General features: G+C 44.1%; 24 protein-coding genes. 7 read left to right on the top strand and 17 right to left on the bottom strand.

The window, feature by feature from the left end; genetic code table 11:
- Nucleotides 1-55: 55 nt before the first annotated feature.
- The 5 genes from NST94_RS08710 to NST94_RS08690 form a co-directional block, all read right to left on the bottom strand.
- On the bottom strand, nucleotides 56-1,414 hold the full coding sequence (locus NST94_RS08710; RefSeq protein ID WP_076135925.1) for a hemolysin family protein: 1,359 nt from the start codon (nucleotides 1,412-1,414) through the stop codon (nucleotides 56-58).
- A 20-nt stretch (nucleotides 1,415-1,434) separates the two neighbouring features.
- A complete protein-coding gene (gene yfkAB / locus NST94_RS08705; protein ID WP_076124796.1) occupies nucleotides 1,435-2,571 on the bottom strand; it encodes a radical SAM/CxCxxxxC motif protein YfkAB in 1,137 nt (378 codons plus the stop codon).
- Nucleotides 2,572-2,792: 221 nt separating this feature from the next.
- On the bottom strand, nucleotides 2,793-3,905 hold the full coding sequence (locus tag NST94_RS08700; RefSeq protein WP_076187093.1) for an HD-GYP domain-containing protein: 1,113 nt from the start codon (nucleotides 3,903-3,905) through the stop codon (nucleotides 2,793-2,795).
- Nucleotides 3,906-4,049: 144 nt separating this feature from the next.
- Nucleotides 4,050-4,877, bottom strand: coding sequence for an undecaprenyl-diphosphate phosphatase (locus tag NST94_RS08695; protein WP_076124791.1), 828 nt, complete (start codon nucleotides 4,875-4,877; stop codon nucleotides 4,050-4,052).
- A gap of 73 nt (nucleotides 4,878-4,950) precedes the next feature.
- Entirely contained in the window at nucleotides 4,951-6,390 is a 1,440-nt protein-coding gene (locus NST94_RS08690) for a bifunctional UDP-sugar hydrolase/5'-nucleotidase (protein ID WP_076187091.1), read from the bottom strand.
- A gap of 137 nt (nucleotides 6,391-6,527) precedes the next feature.
- Here NST94_RS08690 and NST94_RS08685 point away from each other — a divergent pair, with 137 nt between their 5' ends.
- The 3 genes from NST94_RS08685 (at nucleotide 6,528) to NST94_RS08675 (ending at nucleotide 9,146) form a co-directional block, all read left to right on the top strand.
- Nucleotides 6,528-7,241, top strand: coding sequence for a molybdenum cofactor biosynthesis protein MoaE (locus NST94_RS08685; protein ID WP_076187089.1), 714 nt, complete (start codon nucleotides 6,528-6,530; stop codon nucleotides 7,239-7,241).
- A gap of 77 nt (nucleotides 7,242-7,318) precedes the next feature.
- A complete protein-coding gene (locus NST94_RS08680; protein WP_076219643.1) occupies nucleotides 7,319-8,359 on the top strand; it encodes an HD-GYP domain-containing protein in 1,041 nt (346 codons plus the stop codon).
- A gap of 538 nt (nucleotides 8,360-8,897) precedes the next feature.
- Entirely contained in the window at nucleotides 8,898-9,146 is a 249-nt protein-coding gene (locus NST94_RS08675; RefSeq protein WP_076124783.1) for a hypothetical protein, read from the top strand.
- Nucleotides 9,147-9,172: 26 nt separating this feature from the next.
- On the opposite strand, the gene NST94_RS08670 is transcribed toward NST94_RS08675, so the two are convergent.
- From NST94_RS08670 to NST94_RS08660, 3 genes are all read right to left on the bottom strand, one after another.
- Entirely contained in the window at nucleotides 9,173-9,379 is a 207-nt protein-coding gene (locus tag NST94_RS08670; RefSeq protein WP_143766385.1) for a hypothetical protein, read from the bottom strand.
- A gap of 103 nt (nucleotides 9,380-9,482) precedes the next feature.
- Nucleotides 9,483-11,321 carry an ABC transporter ATP-binding protein gene (locus tag NST94_RS08665; RefSeq protein WP_248547955.1) on the bottom strand — a complete coding sequence of 613 codons (1,839 nt, stop codon included), beginning with the start codon at nucleotides 11,319-11,321 and terminating at the stop codon, nucleotides 9,483-9,485.
- A gap of 26 nt (nucleotides 11,322-11,347) precedes the next feature.
- On the bottom strand, nucleotides 11,348-13,108 hold the full coding sequence (locus NST94_RS08660) for an ABC transporter ATP-binding protein (RefSeq protein ID WP_036684103.1): 1,761 nt from the start codon (nucleotides 13,106-13,108) through the stop codon (nucleotides 11,348-11,350).
- Between the two features lie 452 nt (nucleotides 13,109-13,560).
- Between NST94_RS08660 and NST94_RS08655 the strand changes: the two genes are divergently transcribed.
- Together NST94_RS08655 and NST94_RS08650 are read left to right on the top strand one after the other, a co-directional pair.
- A complete protein-coding gene (locus tag NST94_RS08655; RefSeq protein ID WP_076277536.1) occupies nucleotides 13,561-14,106 on the top strand; it encodes a hypothetical protein in 546 nt (181 codons plus the stop codon).
- A gap of 99 nt (nucleotides 14,107-14,205) precedes the next feature.
- Nucleotides 14,206-14,646: a hypothetical protein gene (locus NST94_RS08650; protein WP_076124776.1), complete on the top strand. Its 441-nt coding sequence runs from the start codon at nucleotides 14,206-14,208 to the stop codon at nucleotides 14,644-14,646.
- Nucleotides 14,647-14,791: 145 nt separating this feature from the next.
- Here the strand turns inward: NST94_RS08650 and sufB are convergent, their stop codons facing one another.
- The 7 genes from sufB to NST94_RS08615 form a co-directional block, all read right to left on the bottom strand.
- Nucleotides 14,792-16,189, bottom strand: coding sequence for a Fe-S cluster assembly protein SufB (sufB, locus tag NST94_RS08645; protein ID WP_036684335.1), 1,398 nt, complete (start codon nucleotides 16,187-16,189; stop codon nucleotides 14,792-14,794).
- Nucleotides 16,190-16,213: 24 nt separating this feature from the next.
- The gene (gene sufU, locus NST94_RS08640) at nucleotides 16,214-16,645 is read right to left on the bottom strand and encodes a Fe-S cluster assembly sulfur transfer protein SufU (protein WP_036684339.1); all 432 of its coding nucleotides are present in this window, start codon (nucleotides 16,643-16,645) and stop codon (nucleotides 16,214-16,216) included.
- Nucleotides 16,632-17,858, bottom strand: a complete 1,227-nt coding sequence (locus NST94_RS08635) for a cysteine desulfurase (RefSeq protein ID WP_076301338.1) — start codon at nucleotides 17,856-17,858, stop codon at nucleotides 16,632-16,634. Before NST94_RS08635 ends, sufU begins: the two co-directional genes overlap by 14 nt.
- Nucleotides 17,855-19,156 carry a Fe-S cluster assembly protein SufD gene (sufD, locus tag NST94_RS08630; protein WP_036684344.1) on the bottom strand — a complete coding sequence of 434 codons (1,302 nt, stop codon included), beginning with the start codon at nucleotides 19,154-19,156 and terminating at the stop codon, nucleotides 17,855-17,857. Before sufD ends, NST94_RS08635 begins: the two co-directional genes overlap by 4 nt.
- Nucleotides 19,157-19,182: 26 nt before the next feature.
- Nucleotides 19,183-19,965, bottom strand: coding sequence for a Fe-S cluster assembly ATPase SufC (gene sufC, locus NST94_RS08625; RefSeq protein WP_036684347.1), 783 nt, complete (start codon nucleotides 19,963-19,965; stop codon nucleotides 19,183-19,185).
- A 279-nt stretch (nucleotides 19,966-20,244) separates the two neighbouring features.
- Nucleotides 20,245-20,706, bottom strand: a complete 462-nt coding sequence (locus NST94_RS08620; RefSeq protein WP_076135846.1) for a DNA starvation/stationary phase protection protein — start codon at nucleotides 20,704-20,706, stop codon at nucleotides 20,245-20,247.
- A 239-nt stretch (nucleotides 20,707-20,945) separates the two neighbouring features.
- Nucleotides 20,946-21,248: a DUF1805 domain-containing protein gene (locus NST94_RS08615; protein WP_036684352.1), complete on the bottom strand. Its 303-nt coding sequence runs from the start codon at nucleotides 21,246-21,248 to the stop codon at nucleotides 20,946-20,948.
- A gap of 214 nt (nucleotides 21,249-21,462) precedes the next feature.
- On the opposite strand from NST94_RS08615, the gene NST94_RS08610 reads away from it, so the two are divergent.
- Complete coding sequence (locus tag NST94_RS08610) at nucleotides 21,463-21,990, top strand: hypothetical protein (protein WP_036684355.1); 528 nt, start codon at nucleotides 21,463-21,465, stop codon at nucleotides 21,988-21,990.
- A 76-nt stretch (nucleotides 21,991-22,066) separates the two neighbouring features.
- Here NST94_RS08610 and NST94_RS08605 read toward each other — a convergent pair whose 3' ends face one another.
- On the bottom strand, nucleotides 22,067-22,450 hold the full coding sequence (locus NST94_RS08605) for a DUF423 domain-containing protein (protein ID WP_036684358.1): 384 nt from the start codon (nucleotides 22,448-22,450) through the stop codon (nucleotides 22,067-22,069).
- Between the two features lie 170 nt (nucleotides 22,451-22,620).
- Between NST94_RS08605 and NST94_RS08600 the strand changes: the two genes are divergently transcribed.
- Nucleotides 22,621-23,082 (top strand): hypothetical protein, encoded by a 462-nt coding sequence (locus tag NST94_RS08600; RefSeq protein WP_076301339.1) that lies wholly within the window; start codon nucleotides 22,621-22,623, stop codon nucleotides 23,080-23,082.
- A gap of 1,051 nt (nucleotides 23,083-24,133) precedes the next feature.
- Here the strand turns inward: NST94_RS08600 and NST94_RS08595 are convergent.
- Nucleotides 24,134-24,622, bottom strand: a complete 489-nt coding sequence (locus tag NST94_RS08595; protein ID WP_036684361.1) for a hypothetical protein — start codon at nucleotides 24,620-24,622, stop codon at nucleotides 24,134-24,136.
- Nucleotides 24,623-24,703: the final 81 nt, after the last annotated feature.

Here is a 24,703-nt window from a genome sequence, read left to right as displayed (position 1 = left end):
AGGAGTTCATTATATCCCTGATCAACCGGAACAATACGTTATAATTTTTAATAGGTTATTCTTTATCCTCATTCAGTTCTGATGAGGTTTCTTCGTCCTCGACACGTGGTTCCCGGTGGATATTAATTCTAGTGATACGCAATCTTGTTGATTCCTCGACTTCAAAAATAACATCTTCTACTTTGACACGTTTTCCTTTGGTTGGATTACCCTCCAGCTCCTTAAACAACCAGCCGCCGATGGAATCCACCTCATCGTCTTCAATCACAACACCCGTAAGATCGTTGACATCCTCAATCAGCATCCGGCCCTCAACAGAGATGTACTCCCCGTTATGTTCCACACTTGGACGCTCATCTTCGAACTCGTCATGCAGATCGCCTACGATTTCTTCCAGAATCTCTTCTGCTGTCAGCAAACCTGCCGTGCCGCCATATTCATCGACAACTAACGTCAGCTGAGCCTTATTCTTCTGCATAAAACGAAGAGTATGGCTGATTTCCATCGATTCCGGAACGTTAAGGATAGGCCGAACCAGAGTTGTAAGATCATTCTGTTGCTCCGGTGGAGCAAACAACAGGTCGGTAATATGAATAAAACCGATAATACGGTCCTTATCTTCCAGAGCAACCGGATAACGCGAATGTCTCGTTTCGGTAATAATCTTCATATTTTCTTCTAACGAAAGATTGCTGTAAAGCACATCCATATCTGTACGAGGCAGCATGACTTCACGTGCAAGCAGATCTGAGAATTCAAAGATATTATCCATTAGTTTCATTTCATCTTTGTCAATGACACCACTCTTGGCGCTCTGATTCATCAGAATACGTATTTCCTCTTCCGAGTGTGCTGCTTCACTTTCGTTTGCAGGCTCCACACCGACTAACCGAAGCAACGCGTTGGCTGAAGCGTTCAGCACCCAGATAAAAGGCATGAACACATTATAGAAGAACATCAGGGGTGCAGATAACAACAGTGCCGAACCTTCTGTTCTTTGAATCGCGAGCGATTTAGGAGCAAGCTCCCCAAGTACAATATGTAAAAATGTAATGATCGAAAATCCAATAATCACAGATACGGTAGAAATCAGGGTATGATCGGTGATCCCCATCTGGTACATTAAAGGTTCGACCAACAGCTCAGAAATCGCGGGCTCTCCAACCCAACCTAAGCCCAGCGACGCAAGTGTTATCCCAAACTGAGTGGCGGATAAATAGGAATCCAGTCTCTTATTTACTTTCAGAGCATATCCAGCCATTTTATTACCTTCACTGACAAGTTGGGTCAGGCGGGACTGCCTGACCTTAACTAATGAAAATTCCGCTGCTACAAAAATACCGTTCAATAATACGAGCACCAGAACCAGCAAAAGATTAAGCAATAATCTCCCTACTTCAAATTCCGTATGCACCACTTAACAACGCCTCATTTCTACAGATTGATCGCTTTTCTAGTTTTGAAGTCAACTTCCGGATAATACATATCAGCCACTAACAGATTAGGTCCGCAGCAGCCTGCTGCATCGCAGTGGCAGTTCACCTTTTGGTTCAGCGGGTGTTTAGTCTGCCAATCGATAAATATATCATCCAGCTTTTGGTTCTCGATGTTGCCAAAGGCTGCGATATCAGCGAAATCTGTAACAAAAACATCGCCAGTAAACATGTTTACGTTCACTCGGTTCCGGCCATCCGGATCATTGCGAAGGGTAACATTCTTCTCGCCGCGCATTCTGCTTATCAGCTTCTGATCTTCTTCCAGGAAGCTGCAAGCAAAAAACGGAAGGGTCCCAAACAGCATCCAAATCTCCGGATCACGGGTATCCAGTAGTTTATGGATTGCCGTCCGCATTTCATTCAAGGACAACACTGGCAAAGCCGAAGCAAAACTGGAGTTGTACATAGGATGTACCTCATGCCGTTTGGCGCCCATATCGAGAATCAACTTATGAATTTCAGGCAGCTTAGTATGTGTACGGTAATTAATCATAGTTTCCGCAGAAATTAGCATACCATCCTCACTTAGCCGTCGAGAATTCTCAATCATTGCATTATATAACCGATATGCACTTTCTTTTGAAACTGCATGCCCGCTGTTGGCAAAACCAACTTCATGAAAATCGTCTCCGTTCACATAATTAAAAGAAATATGCATAACGTCCAAATACGGAAGCAGCTTTTCATATCGAGCATACGGCATCGTCAGATTAGAATTAATTTGCGATCTAATCCCCCGCTCTTTGGCATACTTTAAGAGCGGCACTATGATATTATCCACCGTTCCAGCCAAGAACATAGGCTCTCCGCCGGTAATACTAATCGTCTCCAGATGCTCTACTTCATCTAAACGGTCCAACATATTTTTAAGCGGCAGCATATCCCCTTCTCTAGAGGTTAAACTATCACCTACCGCACAGTGTTCACACCGCATATTACATAAATTGGTTACTGTGAATTCCACACTCGTTAGCACATGGCGTCCATGCTTACGTAAAGAAGTAATGGGATCCCACGGATCGTAGCTTGGCGACAGCTCCTTCGGTGAAGATGTTAATGGTCTTAAAACATTCATTTGTACTAGCTCCTTTAAATCTTATTCCTATTATTAACCCATAATCATGAAGATTGAACGGTGTCTTATCCTATATCATACCACGTTAGTCAGAAAAACTGCACTTCGGATGTCTTTCAGACTGACCTTACAAGCTTTTTCACTGTAAAAAATAATAGCAGCGAGACGAAAAATAGGCTTCCGCGAGTTATGCGGACAAGCCTAATCTTCTCTCTTCGCTGCTATGATAAATATTTTGGCGTTCCCACAGAATCGCCTTGATCTGCGACGTCAACGATAACAACGGAGAGGGCTTTTCCTAGATCCCTTTCGAACGGTACGACTTTCTCTCCTTCAGGCCCTGTAAGCACACGTACAATCGGTCTGTGAGGCGTACTTGGGTCTATTTTGACAACAACTCCACTTTCACCCGTACTGAGCTTCACCGTAAGACCAAGAGGATAGATAGCCACACGATCTCTAAATAACTCTAGCTGCTTCTGCTCATACAATGTACCAGAACCTACATAAAGCGCCTCAACGGCTTGATGTGGCAGCATAGCCTTTTTGTAGACCCGGTTGGAGGTCATGGCATCGTAGGAATCAGCCACGCCCAACCATTTGGCATATTCATGAATTTGAGGCCCTTTTAATCCCCGCGGATATCCGGATCCGTCAATGCGTTCATGATGCTGAAGCGCACAATGAGCCGCGAGCAGCGGGATATTCGGTTCTTCCTTGAGAATCTGATACCCGATCTCGGTGTGTGCCTGCATATGGCGAAATTCATCTTCACTGAGCTTACCGGGTTTTTGAATGATTTTTATCGGGACTTGGGTCTTGCCAATATCATGCAGCAGCGCACCCAGACCAATCACTCGAAGCTCCTCTTTGCTGTACCCATGCGCAATGCCAAGCACCAAAGTGTACAAGCAGACATTCAGGGAATGGACGTACAAGTAGTTATCAGCGGTATGCATATCAAGCAGCATGATCATCGGATCTTCTTGTAAAGACAAATCATCCAGGATGCTATCCATGATCTTTGAGAATTTTTTATCCAGATGGTAGAATCCCTTACTTATTCCTGAAGCGCCTGTCATTTGCTGAAACTGATTACGAATCACCTTCAGTGCCTGATTACGTGTCTCATCTTGAAGCATACCTATAATCTCAACATCGTCCGTGACAGAGTCCTCTATGTAAATATAACCGATGTCAATTCTTGAAAGCCTCTTGATCAATGCATCAGTAAGCTCCACCCCATCCGCGAGGAGAGTTAGACCTTCATCATTATATATTTTTTTACCTAATTTCATGCCTGCTTGAAGCTGATTCACGGATACTAAACGCACTTAGCTCACTCCTGCCTTTAACGGTAAAATGCTATTCTGTTTTGAAATCCTTGGGTCACACGCTTTGTCTATACCGTTTATGTAGAGATCAGACAGGTGCACCATGAAGAACATCGGGTGTGTCTAGGTCTTTGCCTATGGGCATTAACGCATAATAAACAACCAGAATATAGCAGCAAGAATAAATCTGTAGATCGCGAAATGCGTCAATCTAATCTTTTGAATCAATTTCATAAACAAAATAACCACTACATAAGCCACTACAAAAGAAATCAGAAATCCAATTACAAAATAGCCAATCGTCTCACTAGTGAAGTTCTTATAAGAATCCAACATTTCATATCCGGAAGCCGCACACATAATAGGAATGGCTATAAGGAAGGAGAAATCCGCAGACGCTTTATAACTAACCCCACTTAACATCCCTCCGGAGATCGTAGATCCCGAACGGGAAAATCCTGGCCACAGCACTGAAATAATCTGATACATCCCGATAGCCAGCGCCTGTCCGTAAGAAAGATCGTCCAGCTCATGCGCTGTAATTCTAATTTTGCGTCTGTTTACCCATTCTGCGATAATCATTAGAATCCCGCCGGCGACAAGCGCCCAAAGAACAGTCGTGGCTCCAAAGAGACTTTTTATAAAATCGCGGGCAAAAAATGCCACAGCTAGTGCTGGGGCAATCCCAAGTATTACATGGATTAAGTTCAAACGAGACGCCGGCATCACACCGCCTCTTCCTGAGTTCTTACGCCCAATGCCCAGCAAATTAAGCACACGCTCGCGGTAAACAAGCGCAATCGCCAATATTGCCCCTAGCTGAATAACGATTTCATAAGTCTTCATAATCGAATCCTGCTCATCAAAGCCCAGAAGCTTCGAGGTCAAGATCATGTGTCCTGTAGAAGAAACAGGAATAAATTCAGTGATCCCTTCGACAATTGCTAAAATAATAGCTGTAATCGTGTCCATAATCTCCTCCTATTTTTCGGGAATCTAGCACTGTTTAAATGGAATCAAAAAGTATATCTTGTGAGCTGCAGGTTTACTCAGACTTGATCTCCCACCGAGTGAGCATACATTCATCAAGACTGTCCGGACGCTGCAATTCCATCCCAAGCAGGTCGCGTAAAAAATGAGGCAGCAAAAATACAGGATCCTTCCCATTGGCGATCGTCTCATAGCCTGCACGGAAAGTAAACATGTCCAGCGTACCAACATTATACTCTTTATCATCCTCCAGCGGGTTTCCTTCGACAAAAACTGCAATATTGTTATCATACGGTATCTTCTGCGGATCGTACAAGATTTTTATCCCATCTACTGCTAAGCTGCCCAGATAATTCCCGCGAAAGCCATACCCAAAAATCACCTTATTATAAAATTCTTCAGTAAGACTCTGCTCCAAAGCTATGCGAATATCTAGGCCTTTCAGCTTGATTACGCAGGTGTTAATGGGAGAAGGACATAGGGCGTGCAGCATTCCCGCTGTAACCTCCCCTTCAGGCAAAGGTCCTAGAAGCTGACCTGTGTTAACTATCGACAAACTGGTGCCTGTAAATCTACGTACAGCTTGGGCTAAAAGATTGCCAAAAGGGGATTCTCCCTGCAAATTCAAAGGAAGCTCACGATCTGTGATCGCAACGGTCTGCTGAAGAGCCTCACGACCACGCTCCAAATGAATAGTAGCGGCAGGACCTACAATCTCTTCCTTCAGTCCTGGGTCAATCGGAATACATTCACCCGCCACCAGGCTAAATCCAGGTTGTCCCTCTCTCCGCTCAAATTGAAGCCGCCCGAGGTAACGCCCGAATTTCCCGGCTCCACATACAGCTGTTCCGTTAATCATGAGCGGTTCTTCCAGCATATGATGTGTATGTCCACCTAGAATAGCATGCACACCTTCCAGCCGCTCTGCCAGAATTCGATCTGCGGGAAGCCCCAAATGAGAAAGGATGATTAGAATGTCCACCTGAGGAGCTAGAAGAAGGCATTGTTCCCGAAGGGTTGTCTCGGGATCCAGAGCATCCCAGCCCAGCAAGGAATAAAACGAAGTAAATGCCGCTGTCGCTCCAGTCACTCCTATTCTGATTCCGTCCTTCTCCAAGATGGCATGACGCTTCATCCAGTGGGGAGGTTCCCCTGTTGCAGTCTCCACAAAATTACAGCATACCACTGGACACTGTAACCCGGAGAAAATAGAGGATAACATCTCCTGTGAGAATGTTAACCCCTCATTATTACCGATGGTTACAGCATCATATCCTGTTAAATTAAGTACATCAATGTTAGCCTGACCCATAGTTCCTTCTGTCTCGACGGCTGCACGATCCATATGATCGCCAATATCCAGCAGCAGCACAGGCTCTTCTCCCGCTGCAGCTCTTTGTCTCCCGATTTCTGCTGCCAATGGACTCACCATTTCGAAATGGCTATGTATATCATTGGTATGAAGTATGGTCAGTCTTTGCGGCACATGCCCCATTAGCAACATTCCTCCTACCTGTTGAGCCGCTCTTTAATGAAGCAGCCGATGCATGATCTTATAGAGCCTAGCATAACATTTTCAGGCTCATTATGGTATATTGTAGACATTACAACATATTTCAGAGGTGAATAAGTATGCATATCACAATCCGCCTGTTCGCGGGTTTGGCTGAGATTATCGGTTCATCTTCTCTGACCTTTCATGCGACGGAGAATCCCTTAACCGCTGGGAAGTTAAAAGAACTCCTTTCAACCTCTTATCCGGATGCAGCATCCCTAATTGGAACTTCTTTGGTCGCTATTGACCGGGAATATGCACCTGATGAAGCCCTCATCACCGAGTCTGCCGAAGTTGCATTAATCCCTCCCGTTTCCGGGGGAGAGAATGGTTCTTTATATGAGAGCACTCCTGACGGCCTCTATAGCATAACGGATCTGCCATTAAATGCTGAGAAGCTTCTGGATGCCGTTCTCGATGCCAATCATGGAGCATCCCTATTATTTGTAGGAACTACACGCGAAATGACCGGAGAACAACGCACAACAGCATTAGACTATGAAGCCTATATTCCTATGGCCTTAAATAAGCTGAAAGAAATTGGTGATGAGGTACAGAATCGCTGGAATGCACGCTGCGCGATTTCCCACCGCATTGGGCTTGTTGGTCTTAAGGAAGCAAGCGTTATCATTGCTGTCTCCACCCCTCATCGCGATACCTGTTACGAGGCTAGTCGTCGGGCCATTGAACTGCTGAAACAGACCGTCCCTATCTGGAAAAAAGACATCAATGAATCAGGCCAGCACTGGGTAGGCTCTGAACAAAAGGCTGCCGATTCCCTCCACAATTAATCTTCACTCCTTTTTCATTGAAAAATCTGCACTTTGTTGATATTCTGGATAAAATCGGATAAAAGGTGGCATAGGCATTGAGAGTACACGTCTCGGATCTAAAACCTGGTAATCACCTCAACTCAGACGCTTATAGTTCAAGAGGTCTGCATGTATTACCAAAGGGATCGCTGCTCCAGATAGATGATATCGCCAAGCTGATGCAGCATGGAGTTGATTATGTTGATATCCAGACGTTAGTGGAAGAACCTGCCCCATTAAGCAGACCTTCAATTATTCAGACGGTGACCACTAGTTTTGATACCATGATTGACGGCTTTGAGAATCTTTATATGGAAGCACTATTAAAAGGAAGCTTTAACCAATCCGTGGTTAACGACATTCTTCAGCCTTCACTTCAATCGTTGGACAAGCAAAAGGATGTAGTCTCCCTGCTGCTTCTGCTCGATCGCGAAGATAATTATACCTACAACCACTCTTTGCAGGTAGGTATGCTCTCTTATTATATTGCAATCTGGCTTGGGTATTCCAAACAAGAATGCTATGAGATTGGACGAGCTGGATATTTAATTGATATTGGAAAATGTAGAATCTCACCTGCTCTATTAAATAAACCTGGGAAATTAACCGCGGAAGAATTCGAAGAAGTTAAACTACATACTAAGTACGGCTACGAAATTATCCGCAATTCGATGGATGACTCACATACAGCTTTGGCAGCCCTACAGCATCATGAACGTGAGGACGGCTCTGGCTATCCTAATAAGCTAACCAAATCCGAGATTCATCCTTATGCGCAAATTGCTGCTGTAGCTGACATCTATAGTGCGATGACTTCTAAACGCGTCTATCAGTCCAAGCAAGAGCTTATTTCTGTCCTACGTGAACTAAATGACCTCAGCTTTGGTAAGCTGAACGGCAGAACGGTTCAAGCCTTTATACAACATTTAATGCCCAACTTTATCGGCAAGCGTGTGTTACTGAACACGGGTGATACAGGTGTGATTATCATGAACAATCCAGTTGATATTTTCCGTCCGCTGGTAAAGATCGATGGATTATTTGTCGATCTAGCCCGCGAACGTAACGTTACGATTGTGGAAATCTACATGGACTAGGGCGTTTCTTGAGGTCCTGCGTTGCTTAGCAGAAGGTTCAGAGCTGCTGTTTGTACACTAAATCCCCCGGTTTAACTACGGGGGATTTTTCAGTTGTATTTTGTGCAACAGAATCCACGTCTACCAGGCTGAATTCTGATTTAGTTGTACTTTGTGCAACAGAATCCATGTCTAGCGAGCTGAATTGTGATTTAGTTGTACTTTGTGCAATTAGAATTAAGGAAAATGCTCTTTATAAGCACATTTCTCGAAAATAGCTGCACAAAGTGCAATTAACAGTATTTTTATAACGAGAATGATGGTTTCTATTGTACAAACTGCAACTAAAGATTGGTTTCCAGATTACTCCTAAACATTCCTCGATTTTCACCTCTCTCACCTCTCTCACCTCTATTGTTTCCTTCTGACTTCGAAGATAGTTCCTCCTACCCTCAACATAGTAAGGCCCCTCAATTTAATTATCTGACGTAACGTTTGAATTCCTCTTCTAATGGCGAGACTAATATGTGGTTTTAAATTGCTATAGGAGGAAAAAAGCATGCTTCCTGTCCATGAACGCCTTGCCGAGTTGTTCACCCTGAGCCGTAGACGGCAGCTTACTGCTGCTGAGGAAACGGAGCAACAGCAGTGCCTGCAAATTAACGCTACCTACTGCTATGAGATGGCCCGATTGCAAAATGAAATCCTATTAGCGGAACAGACAGCTGATCTACAATGGCATCAAGATATTTGTGCACAAATGTTTGAGCTGCGTGTGACGGGCAGGGTATCCAAACGCCCCAAGTAACTGAATAGAAATATTACCCTGCTATATTATTTTCTGCCGTCCTGCTGTTCTGCCGTTCTGCCGTTCTTCCGTGCTTCCGTTCTTCCGTGCTTCCGTTCTTCCATTCTTCCGTTCTTCCGTTCTTCCGTTCTTCCGTTCTTCCGTTCTTCCGTTCTTCCGTTCTTCCGTTCTTCCGTTCTTCGGTTGCCTTGTCCCGTAATACCTCTGCCATATTCCACTCTACTCTGATCCACCAAGCCCCGACCACCTTAATCACTATATCCCTATAAAAAACAGCCCACCCCGCAGTTGCCTAAGCAACGGGAATGAGCTGTTGTTCTATTCCGTTCTGTCGGTCTATAGGAAGCGGAATTGCGCTTCGATCAGACCGTTGTATACCCCATCACGGGATGTCAACTCATGATGGTTTCCTTCTTCTTTAATCTCTCCGTGATCGAGGACGACTATTTTATCCGCATGACGGATGGTAGAGAGTCTGTGCGCTACGATAAAGGAGGTTCGGCCTTGAAGCAGGATTTTGAGTGCCTCCTGGATCTTCAGCTCCGTCTCCGTATCAATGCTGGCAGTTGCCTCATCCAGGATTAGTATCCGCGGATTTGCCAAAAGCGCCCGGGCGAAGGAGAGCAGCTGACGTTGTCCCATCGACAATGCGCTGCCGCGCTCTTCCACCTCAGTCTCATACCCTCCGGGCAGCTTCATGATAAAGTCATGGGCATCCACGGCTTTTGCGGCATTTTCCACTTCTTCATCTGTAGCCTCCAGACGGCCAAAACGGATATTATCCCGAATCGTTCCCGAGAAAATAAAGGTATCTTGCAGCACGATTCCGATCTGCCTTCGCAGGCTGTCTAACGTAACCCCGCGGATATCTTCACTGTCTATCGTGATTCGGCCGCTCTTAATATCATAGAACCGGCCAATCAGGTTAATGATCGTACTTTTACCAGAACCTGTATGACCTACGAGCGCGATCGACTGTCCTGCTTTTACATCCAGATCAATACCTTTTAGTGCAGCCCGGCCTTTTTCATATTCAAAAATGACCTTTTCAAAGTTAATATCCCCACGAATCGTTCCCATTGGCTTAGCACCAGGATTATCTTGCACCGCCGGTTGCTCATCCAAATATTCAAAGATCCGTTCCGAGGAAGCCATTGCCACAAGCAGCTGATTGTACATCTGCCCAAGGCGATTAATCGGGTCCCAGAAGTTGCTGACATAAGAACTGAATGCTACCAGCATACCTACTGTGAGTTCTCCAGATTGGATCAGATAAGCCCCCAGCCAAAAGAGGATCATTGTTCCAAAACCACCTGTGACCTCAATAATCGGACCGAACGCCTGGTTCATCGCAGAGGCTTTGTTCCAGGATTTTTTGCTGTCGGTATTCATAACATCGAAATAATTCATATTTTCTTGTTCTTGGGTGTAGGCTTGTGTGACTCTGATTCCCTGAATCGATTCATTTAAATGAGAATTAATTCTGGAGTTCTTCATCCGCACATCCTGCCAAGCGATCCGAATCTTTTGGCGCAGCTTAGTTGAAACAAAGAACATAATCGGAACCGTAACCATTACTGCAAGACCTAGCTTCCAGTTAATCACTAGCAGAATAATGGTAATCCCCATAAGCTGCACGCAGTCAATCATCAGATTGACAACCCCGTTTGTGAACAGATCCTGCAGAGAGTTGATATCATTGGTTACCCGTACTAATACCGAGCCTGCCGGACGTTTATCAAAGAAGTTAAAGGAGAGCTTCTGAATATGCTTGAACAAATCTGAGCGCAAATCATAAATCACTCTTTGGCCTATGATGTTCGTATATTTAATCCGGTACACTCCCGCAATCCATTGAATCAGATATAAGACGATTACCCCTGCTGTAAGCGAATAAAGCAGTGATAAGCTGGGATTCCCCACCTTTGGCGCAATCGCACGGTCAATCGCTAAACTTGTTAGGAACGGGACGGTCAACTTCGTGATGGTTCCCAGAATCATCATGATGGACACCAATGGAAGCATCTGCTTTGCATAAGGCTTCATGTACCCGAACAGTCTGGTGAATTGCTTCCAGTCAAAAGCCTTATCGATGACATCATCATCTTTATATACAAAACGTTCATCCAGTTCTTGCTGCTCGGCTGCTTTATTTTTTGCTCCCGTAGCGGTCATTGGTTTGGCTTCAAGTTTCATATGCCTCACTCCTCCCCTCTTCCGGTCGCTCTGGCCAGATAATCAGCATACTGTATCCGGTATACATCCTGATAAGGACCCGGCACTTCAATTAGCTCTTTATGGGTACCACGCTGCTGCACATGACCTTCGTTCATGACGATAATCTGATCCGCATGGCGCAAGGAGGAGATCCGATGGGCAATAATAAGTGTAGTGCGCCCCTTCATGACCTCTTGGAATCCGGCTTGAATCTCGTGCTCCGTCTCCATATCGACAGCGCTGGTCGCATCATCGAGGATAAGAATCCGCGGATTCTTAAGCAGGGCTCTAGCGATGGCAATCCGTTGCTTTTGTCCACCGGAAAGACCCATTCCGCGCTCACCCACCACAGTGTCATAACCGTCTTCCATCTCCATGATGAAATCATGGGCTTTGGCAAGTTGTGCAGCTCGGATAATTTCTTCCATGCTTACATTCTTCAACCCATAGGAGATGTTGTTGCGAATTGAGGAGGAGAACAGGAAGGTCTCCTGAAAGACCGTCGCGATCTGTGAACGCAAGCTGCGAACATTGTATTCTCTGATGTCCATCCCATCCAGTGTGATGCTGCCTTCATTAACGTCATAAGCACGCATCATCAGCTGTGTAATGGTCGATTTACCAGAGCCCGTACCTCCAAGGAACCCTATAACCGCACCAGATTTGGCCTCAAAATCAATGTCTGTAACCGCAGGCATTTTGTTCCCATAAGCAAATGTGACGTGATTAAACGCTACATCTCCTTTAACCTCAGAAGGTACCAGTTCACGGGCGTTCTCTTTATCCTTCACATCAATATTCTGATTAAGTACTTCCAATACACGTTCTCCCGATGCTTTGGACTGTGTATAGTTATTAATATGGAATCCAAGACCCCAAATCGGACCAATGATGTACCAAATTAAGCTGAAAAAAGCAACCAGTTCGCCTAGTGACATTTTCCCCTTAATAACTAACGTTCCACCTACTCCAAGCAGAATAGCTGCACTGATCGATGCTAAAAACTCCATCGCCGGAAAAAACTTACTCCATAGCTCAGCGGCAAAAATTTGGTTATTCTTATAACGTTCGTTGCGGTGTGAGAATTTCTCTACTTCATGAGCCTCTCTCGCAAATGATTTGACGGTGCGCACACCCGTGATATTCTCCTGTACAGCCGTTGTCAGAGAACTGAGTGCAAGACGCATCTCTTGAAAGGCCGGGTGAATCTTAGACTCGAATTTTAGCGCAATAAACGCCAGGATGGGCATCGTAATCAGAGTTACTAGAGTAAGCTGCCAATTGAGTGAGAACATCATAATCGAACCAAAAATGACCATAAAAAAGACATTCAGCAGCTGAGCAAAACCGAAACCGATAAAGTTACGAATCGCTTCCAAATCTCCGGTTAGCCGGGACATCAAATCTCCCGTTTTCGCGGTATCATAATAACGGAAAGATAGGAATTGTAGCTTCTCATAACAAGCATTACGCAGCCGGTATGCAAGAAAGTTACCTAGCCGTCCTCCAAAAAATCCATGTGCAAACTGCAGGCATGCTTTTACTATTACTACAGCTAACACGCTCAATGCGAGCACTGGCACCTCTGTAAACTTAAGTGGCACAATAACATCATCGATCAGCTTTCTTAACAAATTGGGGGTAATCAGCCCCACTGCAGTTGCAGCGGCCAAACATATAATCGAAAGAATCAGAAAATGCAGCTTCTCCCGATAATAACCGCGCAGTTGCCTGAGAACATCCATATCTCTCCTCCTTAAGGCTTACTTAGTAAGCAATTTTTTGTATAAAGCAAATGTTACATCGTAAGCTAGCTTTTTTTAGCGCTTACAATTTAGTGACTTTAAGCAGTGTATCATCCATAATTTAATGCGGCAAAGGGGAGAATTGCGCGTTTTTGCGGTTATTTCGGAAAAAAGCAGCATCTACATGATATAAAGGACCCTCGTTATCTTAAAATGCTCGTGTTTCCTCCTTAATCCTGATGAATTAAGAATCTACATGATTATTGTAATCATCGTGTAATATTAGGAGGACCTTTATTCGGTTTTTTGCATAATTATTGGAATTTATTCCGGGATACGAAGAGTTCACTTTTTCGCCGTCTTAAATTTGCTTCAGATGTAAAACTTTTACCACAATTTACCGTAATATAGTAATACAACACTTTTTACTTATATTATGGAGGGGAACTATATTGAAAAAGCAGCTTGTTTTATCTTGTATTATCGCCATTATCCTTCTTTCAGGGTGTAGCAATACAAATAACAATAACCCTACGGACGCAAACACAGCGATCAACGAATCTAAAAACTTGTTTAATTTCGGGGAAATCTCCTCAAAAACTGATACAGCACCCTCACCTGAAAAAATGCTAAGAGAAATAAGCAATTTTGTTATTGCTGACATTTGGAATGTTGGGTTTGTAGATGTTATCTCATACACTAGAAGTGGTACAAGCAGTACAGGAGCGAGCATGGACATTGACTTTACGATCGAACAGCTTGGCAAAGCCATGGAAGAGAAAAAAGAATACGATACATATATGAACGAGTTAGATATTAAGTATGATTCTATAAAAAAAATATGGGCCAAGCTTTCCCCAGAAATTGATCTTTTATATAAACAGATCCAGGAGACACCTCCAAAAGCAAACGATAACAGCTTAAAACTTGATGCAGGTAAATTTAATCAATATTCAGAGGCTTTTAGTAAAGAAGTGAATGATCTGGCAAAACAGTAGCCTTTACTATATATATAAAAAAACCGCCAATGATTTGGCGCCATTCTATTCTTTCTCTCATAAAATGTAAAATCAACAATGAGAGGTTAGGTGAATTGGATGAGTATACAGTTTCTTGATATGCGGATCTCACAGGACAGTACTATGGATTCACAAAGTCTTAATTTAGTTCGTTCAAGTGCAATTTTCGGTGACATTGGACTTCAGACAGTAAATGTTACCCCTGCCAATGCAGGTTTAGTGAGAGTCACATTGAATGCTTTTGCCAGACTTAGTGTTGATGTCAGCATTATAGTTCAGAATGATGTTACTTTTAGTATTTACCGCAATAATATATTAATTTTTAGTACAACCTACCCCGGAAACATTAATAATACAACGACCCAATATGAAATGGTTGGAATAACCGCTGTCGACTATCCGCCTTCGACCGATGTGCTTACCGGCCAGATCCAATACACCATTGTAGCATCAGCAATTAGAACGGCATCTCTGGGAGCCAGATCCTTCAGTGGAATTGCCGTTGCCGGAAATGGATAATTAAAAATATTAAAGGTGTGTCCCCGGAGCATTCGGGGATTTTTTCAATTGTGCCCATAAAAAAGCATCCGTAGAAAAATATCTACGGATGCTTTGAAGAAATATAAGCGTTGGGAGGACAAGCCTCCATTCATAAGCGCTCTTATTAACCGATTGAACCTTCCATTTCGAACTTGATCAGACGGTTCATTTCGACCGCATATTCCATCGGCAGTTCTTTTGTGAACGGCTCGATGAAGCCCATGATGATCATTTGAGTCGCTTCTGCTTCTGTGAGGCCACGGCTCATCAGGTAGAACAGTTGCTCCTCAGAAACTTTAGACACGGTTGCTTCATGCTCAAGAACGATGTTATCGTTCATGATTTCATTGTAAGGAATAGTATCCGAAGTGGACTCATTATCCAAAATCAGCGTATCACATTTAATGTTCGATTTCGCACCTTCTGCTTGACGGCCGAAGGAAGCTAGACCACGGTAAGTTACTTTACCGCCATGTTTACTGATGGATTTCGATACAATGGTGGATGTTGTATCTGGAGCCAAATGGATCATCTTGGCACCCGCATCCTGATGCTGGTCTTTACCTGCTACCGCGATGGATAGTACTGAACCTTTAGCACCACGGCCTTTAAGAACAACCGCAGGATATTTCATGGTCAGCTTGGAACCGATGTTACCATCGACCCATTCCATGGTAGCATTCTCTTCTGCAACCGCACGTTTCGTAACGAGGTTGTAGATGTTTGGAGCCCAGTTCTGGATTGTGGTATAACGAACGCGGGCGTTCTTCATACACAAGATTTCAACAACCGCACTGTGCAGAGAGTTCGTGCTATAGATTGGAGCAGTACATCCTTCTACGTAGTGCACGAAGCTGTCTTCATCAGCAAGGATCAAAGTACGTTCGAATTGTCCCATGTTCTCGGAGTTAATACGGAAGTAAGCCTGCAAAGGAACTTCACATTTCACACCTTTAGGAACATAGATGAAGCTGCCGCCTGACCAAACTGCACTGTTAAGTGCGGCAAATTTATTATCGGTTGGAGGGATGATCGTCCCGAAATATTTTTTCAGAAGCTCTGGGTGCTCACGCAATGCAGTGTCGGTATCTGTAAAAATAACCCCTTGATCTTCAAGGCTCTTCTGCATGCTGTGATAGACTACCTCAGATTCATATTGTGCCGAAACGCCGGCGAGGAACTTCTGTTCCGCTTCCGGAATCCCCAGCTTATCAAAGGTTTCTTTGATTTCGGAAGGAACTTCTTCCCAAGTCTTCCCTTGCTTCTCTGAAGGTCTTACATAGTATTGAATATCCTCGAAGTCCAAATCATCCATATTGCCGCCCCATGTTGGCATTGGCATTTTACGGAACTGCTCCAAAGATTTCAAGCGGAAGTCAAGCATCCACTGTGGTTCATTTTTGATTGCTGAAATTTCTTTAACAATTTCGGCCGTCAAACCTTTACCAGACTGGAATATCGATTTATGCTCATCACGGAACCCGTACTGGTATTCTTCCATATCAGGCGCTTTCTTAGCCATGGTGTCAGCCTCCTTGTTCTACTGTTATTTATGTTGCTCTTCTTCGTCAATTCCTTTACGAAGTGCGTTCCAAGCCAGTGTTGCGCATTTGATCCGCGCAGGGAATTTATTCACACCCGAAAGGGCTTCAATGTCTTCGTAATCTCCAAAATCCACGTCTTCACCCTTCATCAGTAAGGAGAAGTTATCAGCCAGTTCAAGCGCACGTTCAACCGTTTGTCCTTTGATCGCCTCAGTCATCATCGAAGCCGATGACATACTGATCGAACAGCCTTCACCATTATAACGGGCATCCTTTACGATTCCATCCTCTACCTTAAGCTGAAGAGTAATCCGGTCACCACAGGTTGGGTTATTCAGTTCAATTTTTAGAGCATCATCTTCAAATGAACCGCGATTTCGAGGACTTTTATAATGATCCATAATTACGCGTCTGTATAAGTCATCCAAGTTCATAGCTGAAGTACTCCTTTGTCTTGATTAAAGCGTCCACCAGTCGATCTACATCATGCTCGTTATTATACAGATAAAAGCTTGCACGTGCTGTAGAGCTGGCTTCCAGCCAGCGCATCAGCGGCTGACAGCAGTGATGCCCGGCGCGGATGGCAATGCCTTCCGCATCTAGCACTGTAGCGACATCATGCGGGTGAACGTCACCCAGATTAAAGGTGACAACGCCGACTTCTCGATTTCGAGGACCATAAATGTTCAGACCCTCGATCTCTGACAGACGTTGCTCTGCATACGCTGCAAGAGCTTTCTCATGGCGGTGTATCTCATCCAAACCGATTTCTTGTAAGAAATCAATGGCTGCACCTAGACCAACAGCACCAGCTATGATCGGCGTACCCCCTTCAAACTTCCAAGGCAGTTCTTTCCATGTGGATTCATAAAGACCCACATCATCGATCATCTCGCCACCGAATTCGACGGGCTCCATGGCTTCGAGAAGTGCTCTCTTGCCATACAAAGCGCCAATTCCGGTGGGTGCGAGCATTTTATGACCAGATAGTGCATAGAAATCACAATCCAGATCCTGCACATCGACCTTCATATGTGGTGTGCTTTGTGCACCATCTACGACAATTACTGCACCATGACGATGAGCAATAGCCGCAAGCTCTTTAATAGGATGAGTTACTCCCATAACGTTGGATACATAAGCGATAGCAACGATCTTGGTTTTATCCGTAATCGTCTGCTCGGCAGCTTCCAACGTAACCGTTCCATCAGGTTGCAACGGTATATATTTTAATGTAGCACCTGTCTTCTTAGCGAGCTGCTGCCATGGAATCAGATTACTATGATGCTCCATTAAGGTGATGACGATTTCGTCGCCTTCACCCACAGCAGAGGGTCCATAAGAAGAGGCCACAAGATTTAATGCTGTAGTTGTTCCGCGTGTAAAGATAATTTCTTTAGTGCTGCGGGCGTTAATAAACTTAGCTAGCTTCTCCCGGGCTCCCTCGTAGGCATCGGTTGCTCGGCTGCCTAAAGTATGGACGCCACGGTGTACGTTGGCGTTATCCCACTCATAATACGACTTGACCGCCTCAATTACTTTCCGAGGCTTCTGTGAAGTAGCAGCACTGTCCAGATAGACCAGTGGATGTCCGTTCACATTTTGGTTCAGTATGGGAAATTGCTCCCGGATGGCGTTGCTAATCATTGCACTAACTTCCTTTCCACAAGAGATTGGAGCTGATTGCGCAGTCCCTCCAGTGGAATTTGTGACACAACAGGAGCCAAGAAGCCGTAGATGATCAGAGTCTCTGCATCATGCCGTGTAATTCCGCGGGACATTAGGTAAAAGACTTGCTCGTGATTGACCTGTCCTACGGAAGCGGCATGGCCGGCTGTAACATCATCTTCATCAATAAGCAGGATCGGATTGGCGTCACCACGGGCTTTTGGACTCAGCATCAATACCTTTTCCGTTTGCTGGCCGTCCGCTCTAGTAGCACCTTTCTCAATCTTGGTGATTCCGTTGATGATAGAAGTAGCAGAATCACGCATAACTGCACGAGTGATCATGTCACTTGGTGTGCTTTTGCCAAAATGCTGAGCTTGAGTGGTGTAATTCAGTTTCTGTGATCCCGTACCTACTGCAATTACTTTAGCATCGGAGCTAGAACCGTTGCCTTTAAGCACAGACTTGGTATCACTCGCAGTATCTCCGTAGTTCATCTCACCAACGATCCATTCGATGACTCCGTCATTCTCAACAACAGCCCGGCGATAAGTTACATCTGTAGTATCTACACCAAGCTGATGCACTGTAGCATAACGAACTTTAGCGCCAGCGCCCACGAATACCTCTACCGCACCATTGTGTAGTCCAGCTTCTTCTTTATCCGATACGTAGTTGTCTACATAGGTTACGGAACTGTTAGTATCAGCTACGACCAGAATGTGTGGAACAAAAGTAGCTTCCGCATCATCCGTTAACAGCACTGCTTGAAGCGGAGTTTCAATAACAACATTCTTAGGAACATAGAGGAATACTCCACCATTCCACAATGCAGCATGAAGCGCTGCGATAGAATGTTCGTCTGGCTGAATGGCTTTATGCAAGTAACGTTGAACCAAATCTCCGTGTTCTTTAACAGCTGTCTGTAGATCAGTAAAAATAACACCCTGTTCTGCAAGCTCAGGAGCGATACGTGTATATACTGCACCAGAGTTGCGTTGAATAATCAGGCTGCCTTCCTCCTGATCCTTAATCAAGGAAGAAATAGATGCAGGTGCATCACTTAGCGAAGCAAAAGGTTCACTTGCTTTATAGCTACCATAATTATTGACATTCCAACGATCAATCCGTGTCTTCTCTAATTTAGGCAGTGTCAGAGTAGCTGCCAATTCTAGTGCCTTCAAGCGGCTTTCTTTCAGCCAACCCGGTTCGCCGCTGCTGTGCGATAATTCGCTCAAGCGTTCGGCATCCACCGGAAGAATGGTCTGTGTCGTCATAGTGGTCTCCTCCTTCCTGGCGTTTCTTACGCTTCTTGCCCTACAGTTTCATCTTCAATTCCGAGTTCTTCTTTAATCCATTCATAACCCTCTGCTTCCAGACGCTGTGCAAGCTCTGGACCACCGGATTTCACGATTCTACCTTGCATCATAACGTGAACGTAATCAGGTTTGATGTAGTTCAAAAGACGTTGATAGTGGGTAATAACTAAGAAGCCGCGTTCTTCGCTACGCATGGAGTTTACGCCTTCAGCTACAATTTTCAAAGCATCAATATCAAGACCGGAGTCAATTTCGTCCAAGATCACGATTTTTGGATCCAGCATCATCATTTGTAGAATTTCATTACGTTTCTTCTCACCACCGGAGAAGCCTTCGTTCAAGTAACGGTGTAAAAACTCAGGGTTCATATCTAGTTCTTTCATCTTTGCTTCCATTTGGCGAATAAAACGAATCAACGAGATTTCGCTTCCCTCTTCACGACGGGAATTAATGGCAGAACGCAAGAAGTCGGAGTTAGTTACTCCAGAGATTTCGCTTGGATATTGCATTGCAAGGAAAAGACCTGCACGTGCGCGTTCATCAACAGCCATCTCCAGAAGATCTTCACCATCAAGAGTTGCAGTTCCATCAGTTACTTCGTATTTAGGATGACCCATTAGCGCCGAAGCCAAAGTACTTTTACCTGTACCGTTTGGTCCCATGATGGCGTGAATTTCGCCACCTTTCATTTGAAGGTTAATCCCCTTCAAAATTTCTTTTCCCTCAATCGTCGCTTTAAGACCCTCAATGACAAATTCTGCTGCCATAATATTATTCCCTCCATTGATCGATTTGCGAAATCAAAAGTTGTATTGAAACAGGATAATCCTGATTCCCAGCACAATTAGATTTTCTATCACATTATAATTATTATAAATTGAATCACAATGATTATCAATGATTCTCACTAATTTTATATCAAACCTTGTTTTTTTACAAATTTCTCTTTAGCTAATCACTTGTGACTCAGAGAAGATTTTCATTAAACATAAGACTACGCAAAAATAAGACTTCCCGCAGGAAGCCTTATTCAAACTGCTTAATGATTAGCTAAGAAACGAACGTAGCATCCATTGGTGTTTCTCCAGATCACTACGGATTTTAATGAACATATCTGAGGTTGGCTGATCCTTGGTTTCTTCGGCAAGCTCGATGCCTTCTGTCAGCTCTTCAGAGATGGTGGCGAAGTCTTCAATCAGAGACTGAACCATTCCCCGTGTATCTTCCTTACCTGTAGCTTCTTGAATTGTAGCTAATTCCAAATATTCTTTCAATGTTGCTGCCGGACTGCCTTTGATGGTTAGCAAGCGTTCTGCTACTTCATCCATTTGAAGGGTTACTTCATTATATAATTCCTCAAATTTCACATGAAGGGAGAAAAATTGTTCTCCTTTGACATACCAATGAAAGTTATGAATTTTTACGTACAGGACATTTAAGTTAGCAACCTGACGATTCATGATCTGTTCCAGTGAAGTTGTATTTACTTTATTCGATGCTTTAGCCATGAGATGATCCCTACCTTATCCATTATATTTACCGGTTACTATTTCCTTCGTCCGGTAGTAACTTGTCTATTCTTAATTTACCCTTTTACCTGTAATACGAAACAAGGAGAAGCCTTCCATAACACCTTTATTTGTTCTAGCATTAGCAAAGACACACCCGATTATGCTTAAATGTGAATACTTGCACACAAACAAAAAGGGCCTAAGCCCCGTTTGTTTGGAATTGTTAAATTTTCCGGTCAGACCATAAGAAGTAACGCTTCCGCACCCGTCATACCTGGTACGATGCCAAGACTCTCTGCTTCTATCGTTACAGACTCCAACGGGGCAGCTAAAAGCTGGGCAAGCGTCCGTACACCCACCGCACGAGCTGCGATGATATGCCGATCACTAAGTGTTTCATTGAGGAGACCGACATCCAGTGCACCGCACATAATATAACCTCGGTTCGTGCTGATGGAGAGCAGTGTAGTTTTGGGAAGCTTAACCTCTACCCCGATCAGCGTATGTTCACCTACTGTAATAGGCTCCATAGTAACCAATAGCAGCACCTCCTTTTTTTCACTATCCACGTTGTATATGTATGCTAATTTTCCTGTGGGTGTGCTGACGGTAGTCCTATGCCTAGTATAAAATGCAGTATAATAGTCCCTATTCCAGTAGTCCTGGGTATATGAATATTGCATGTTTAATGTTATAGTTAATTACATTCCTGTAACCATTCAGAGATGTTCTAAACGAAAAGCTGGGGGATTTATGGACGAGAAACTACAACGCACAGACGGCAATTATTTATTTAACGTCGACATCCTGATTAATGCCCGTACCAACCCGCTTGCACTGCAATTTCTGCTCGAAATGTTGAACAATAATGACCATATCACAGATTTCAACATTAATTCCGGTCTTGAATTAGGGAGAACCATTGACAGCTTGCTACGCTCCGCTAAACTAGCTTTGAATCAAAACTCTGCTCCTCCCATTTCATTAAAGCTGCCTCCAAAATCTACGAAGAAGCAGCTGGATACACCGATAAAAAAACAGGCAGAAACGCCTGCACAGCAAACGGCCATTGAGACGCCAGCTGATGCATACGGGAAGATTCGTCAGTATATTCAGAATAATCAATTGGTACGTTTACGAGCGAACCGGTACGGGAAACAAGTGTCCATGCCCTGTCGTATTTTAAACTTTGATGAAGCAGCCAACTCTATAAGTGTCTACCATGTGGATGAGAAGCAGGTGTACAGCTTTAATCTAAATGAAATCGACGAGTTTCTGTAAGCGCATGCGTTACAAGCAAATAAGCACCCTCCCTCTTTGGGGAACAGGTGCTTATTGGTCTTTCTTTTTTTAACAACTAAGACGACGTTTTACGTGAAAATCCCTCTATCGCAAGGCATAACCAGCCAATTATAAAGCATACCCCACCGATAGGTGTAATCGCTCCTAGCACCTTAATTCCGGAGATACTCAGAACATACAAACTGCCAGAGAACAAAATGGTACCTGCAATTAACAATCGGCCCGCCCAACGTAATCGGGCACTTTCGCCCCATTGGCCCACAGCCAGTGCGATGAGAATTACCCCCAGCGCATGTACCAAGTGATACTGCACACCAGTCTCATATACCTTCATATAGTCTTCACTGATCACTGGTTTTAGTAGATGGGCACCGAAAGCACCAATTCCTACTGCCAGCATTGCTAGCACAGCCCCCCAGGCCATAAATTTCCGTTGCAAATGATTACACCCCCTTAATTTTAGACTCATTCTATCATAACGTAATGCCAGTTCCTATTTCCAGCAGTCATTTTTTATTTTGCCTCATTCAGGGGTTGCTTTTTTAGCATCAATATGAAAAAGTGGATATTAACAACATTTTCATTCTAATCTCTCAAGGAGTGCAAACCATGGACTTAAATTCTCTGTCAAAATCAGACGTACCTGCGGCAGAGGTGGGAAATCCCAACCCTCATCCGGTTTACCCAAGCGCTGATTTATCATCTACGCATCAAAAAGTAGAACATGATCTTCAACATTCTGGACCTGGTATTGCTTCGTTCATTATCTGTCTCGTGTCGATCATCGGCTATGCAGCCATCTTTATCTCTATTATAATGAAGTCTTCTTCATTGGTTAATGAGAATTCCGAACTATTAAGCCAGTCCTCGCAATTCATAATGCTTCTAGGATTAACGGTTATTATTCTGGCTGCTCTTAATGTAATCGGTGTAGTCATCGGCATCATTGGGCTTTCCATTCGGAAACGCCGCAAGGTGTTTGGCATTATTGGCACGATAGTCAATGGTGTTATTATCTTACTCTTTATGCTGCTTATTACAACCTTCCTAGTCAATGCTGGAACGCTTTAAGCTTCTTTTAAACATGCTAACTTCATTAAAAAGGGTATCCCAACAACTTTGAGCGGGTTGTGAGGATACCTTTATTTATGTATGAATCTAAAATCTGCATTGGGGAGTCCTCATCTTCATCCGCGGCTCACGGACTCAGATGACGTTATTTACGGATTTTCGCCCTTTGGAGCATAGTTTCGGACCCCAGTGACGCTATTGCATCGAAAAAGGATCATATTGAGCGATTTTTATGGCAATAGCTGCTATGGGGTCCGATAGCGAATCAAATGTGAATAAAAGCTGCGTTTAAGAGCTGCTGGGTCCGATAATACTGATTCCGATGATGATAATTCCGATAATGCTGGATCCTATCCCTCATCCGCGGCTTGCGGACTCAGATGACGTTATTTACGTTTTTTTCGCCTTTGGAGCACAGTTTCGGACCCCAGTGACGCTATTGCATCGAAAAAGGATCCTATTGGGCGGTTTTTATGGCCATAGCTGCTATGGGGTCCGATAGCGAATCAAAAGTGGGGAAAAGCTGCGTTTAAGGGCTGCTGGGTCCGATAATGCTGAGTTTTCCCCGTCATCCGCGGCTCACGGACTCAGATGACGTTATTTACGTTTTTTTCGCCTTTGGAGCACAGTTTCGGACCCCAGTGACGCTATTGCATTAAAAAAGGATCATATTGAGCGATTTTCATAGAAATAACTGCTATGGGGTCCGATAGCGAATTAAATGTAGGGAAAAGCTGCGTTTAAGGGCTGCTGGGTCCGATAATGCTGAGTCCAATATAGAGGTTACTAGATCCGTTAGTGGGGCTACTAGGTGCTGCTAGATCCGTTAGTGTGCTGCTATATCCATAGTGGTGCTACTAGTTCCGTTAGTGGTGCTGCTAGTTCCAATAGTGTGGCTCCTAATCCATAATGGTGCTAGGTATGCGGACTGTGATCGATCAAACAAAGTTTAGTGTTTTGAGCAAGAACTATGCTTAAAAAATACGAGGGTGTCCCAGCAACCACTATATGATTGCTGAGACACCCTCTATTTACAAATCAATACATTCAATTATTTTGCTAGAGCCAGCTTTGTTAGCACACGTTGCTTGACGGACGGATCGCCCTCCACTGCTTTTTCCACGTATTCAATAACTACGGAATCATCTGAATTCAAAGTATCAAGTATACTCTCCATTCCAGCTGAAATCTCAAAAGCGGTTGGGCCTTCTTTTGTCGCAATCTCAACGGAATGACTATCTATTTGTCCGATATAAACGGCCGTCATTTTTATTGTTTTACCTTCTGCTTTTGGAGTAGAACTAGGTTTAGCTGTGCTCGGATTTTCGGTTGGTGTGGCTGTACTTGGGTTCTCAGTGGGTACGGGAGTGCTTGGAGCTTCAGTAGGCTCAGCAGTGCTTGCGCTCTCGGTTGGTGTTGGAGAAGGTGTTGCAGTCGGTTCTCCTGAAGTCTGTGCCGAATTATTCCCACCGCAAGCGGTTAAGGCAAATGTTAAGGCAGCAATCGCTGCTATGGCGGGTAATGAACGTTGTTTTTTCATGTTGAGTGCCTCCTCTATGTGGCGATTATTTTCAAAGTCATCTTCATAAGTATACTCTTATAACGTTAACCACTCTATGAA

It is taken from the genome of Paenibacillus sp. FSL H8-0282, from assembly GCF_037963825.1.
Taxonomy (GTDB): domain Bacteria; phylum Bacillota; class Bacilli; order Paenibacillales; family Paenibacillaceae; genus Paenibacillus_AQ; species Paenibacillus_AQ odorifer.
This window is presented reverse-complemented; position numbering and strand designations above follow the sequence as displayed.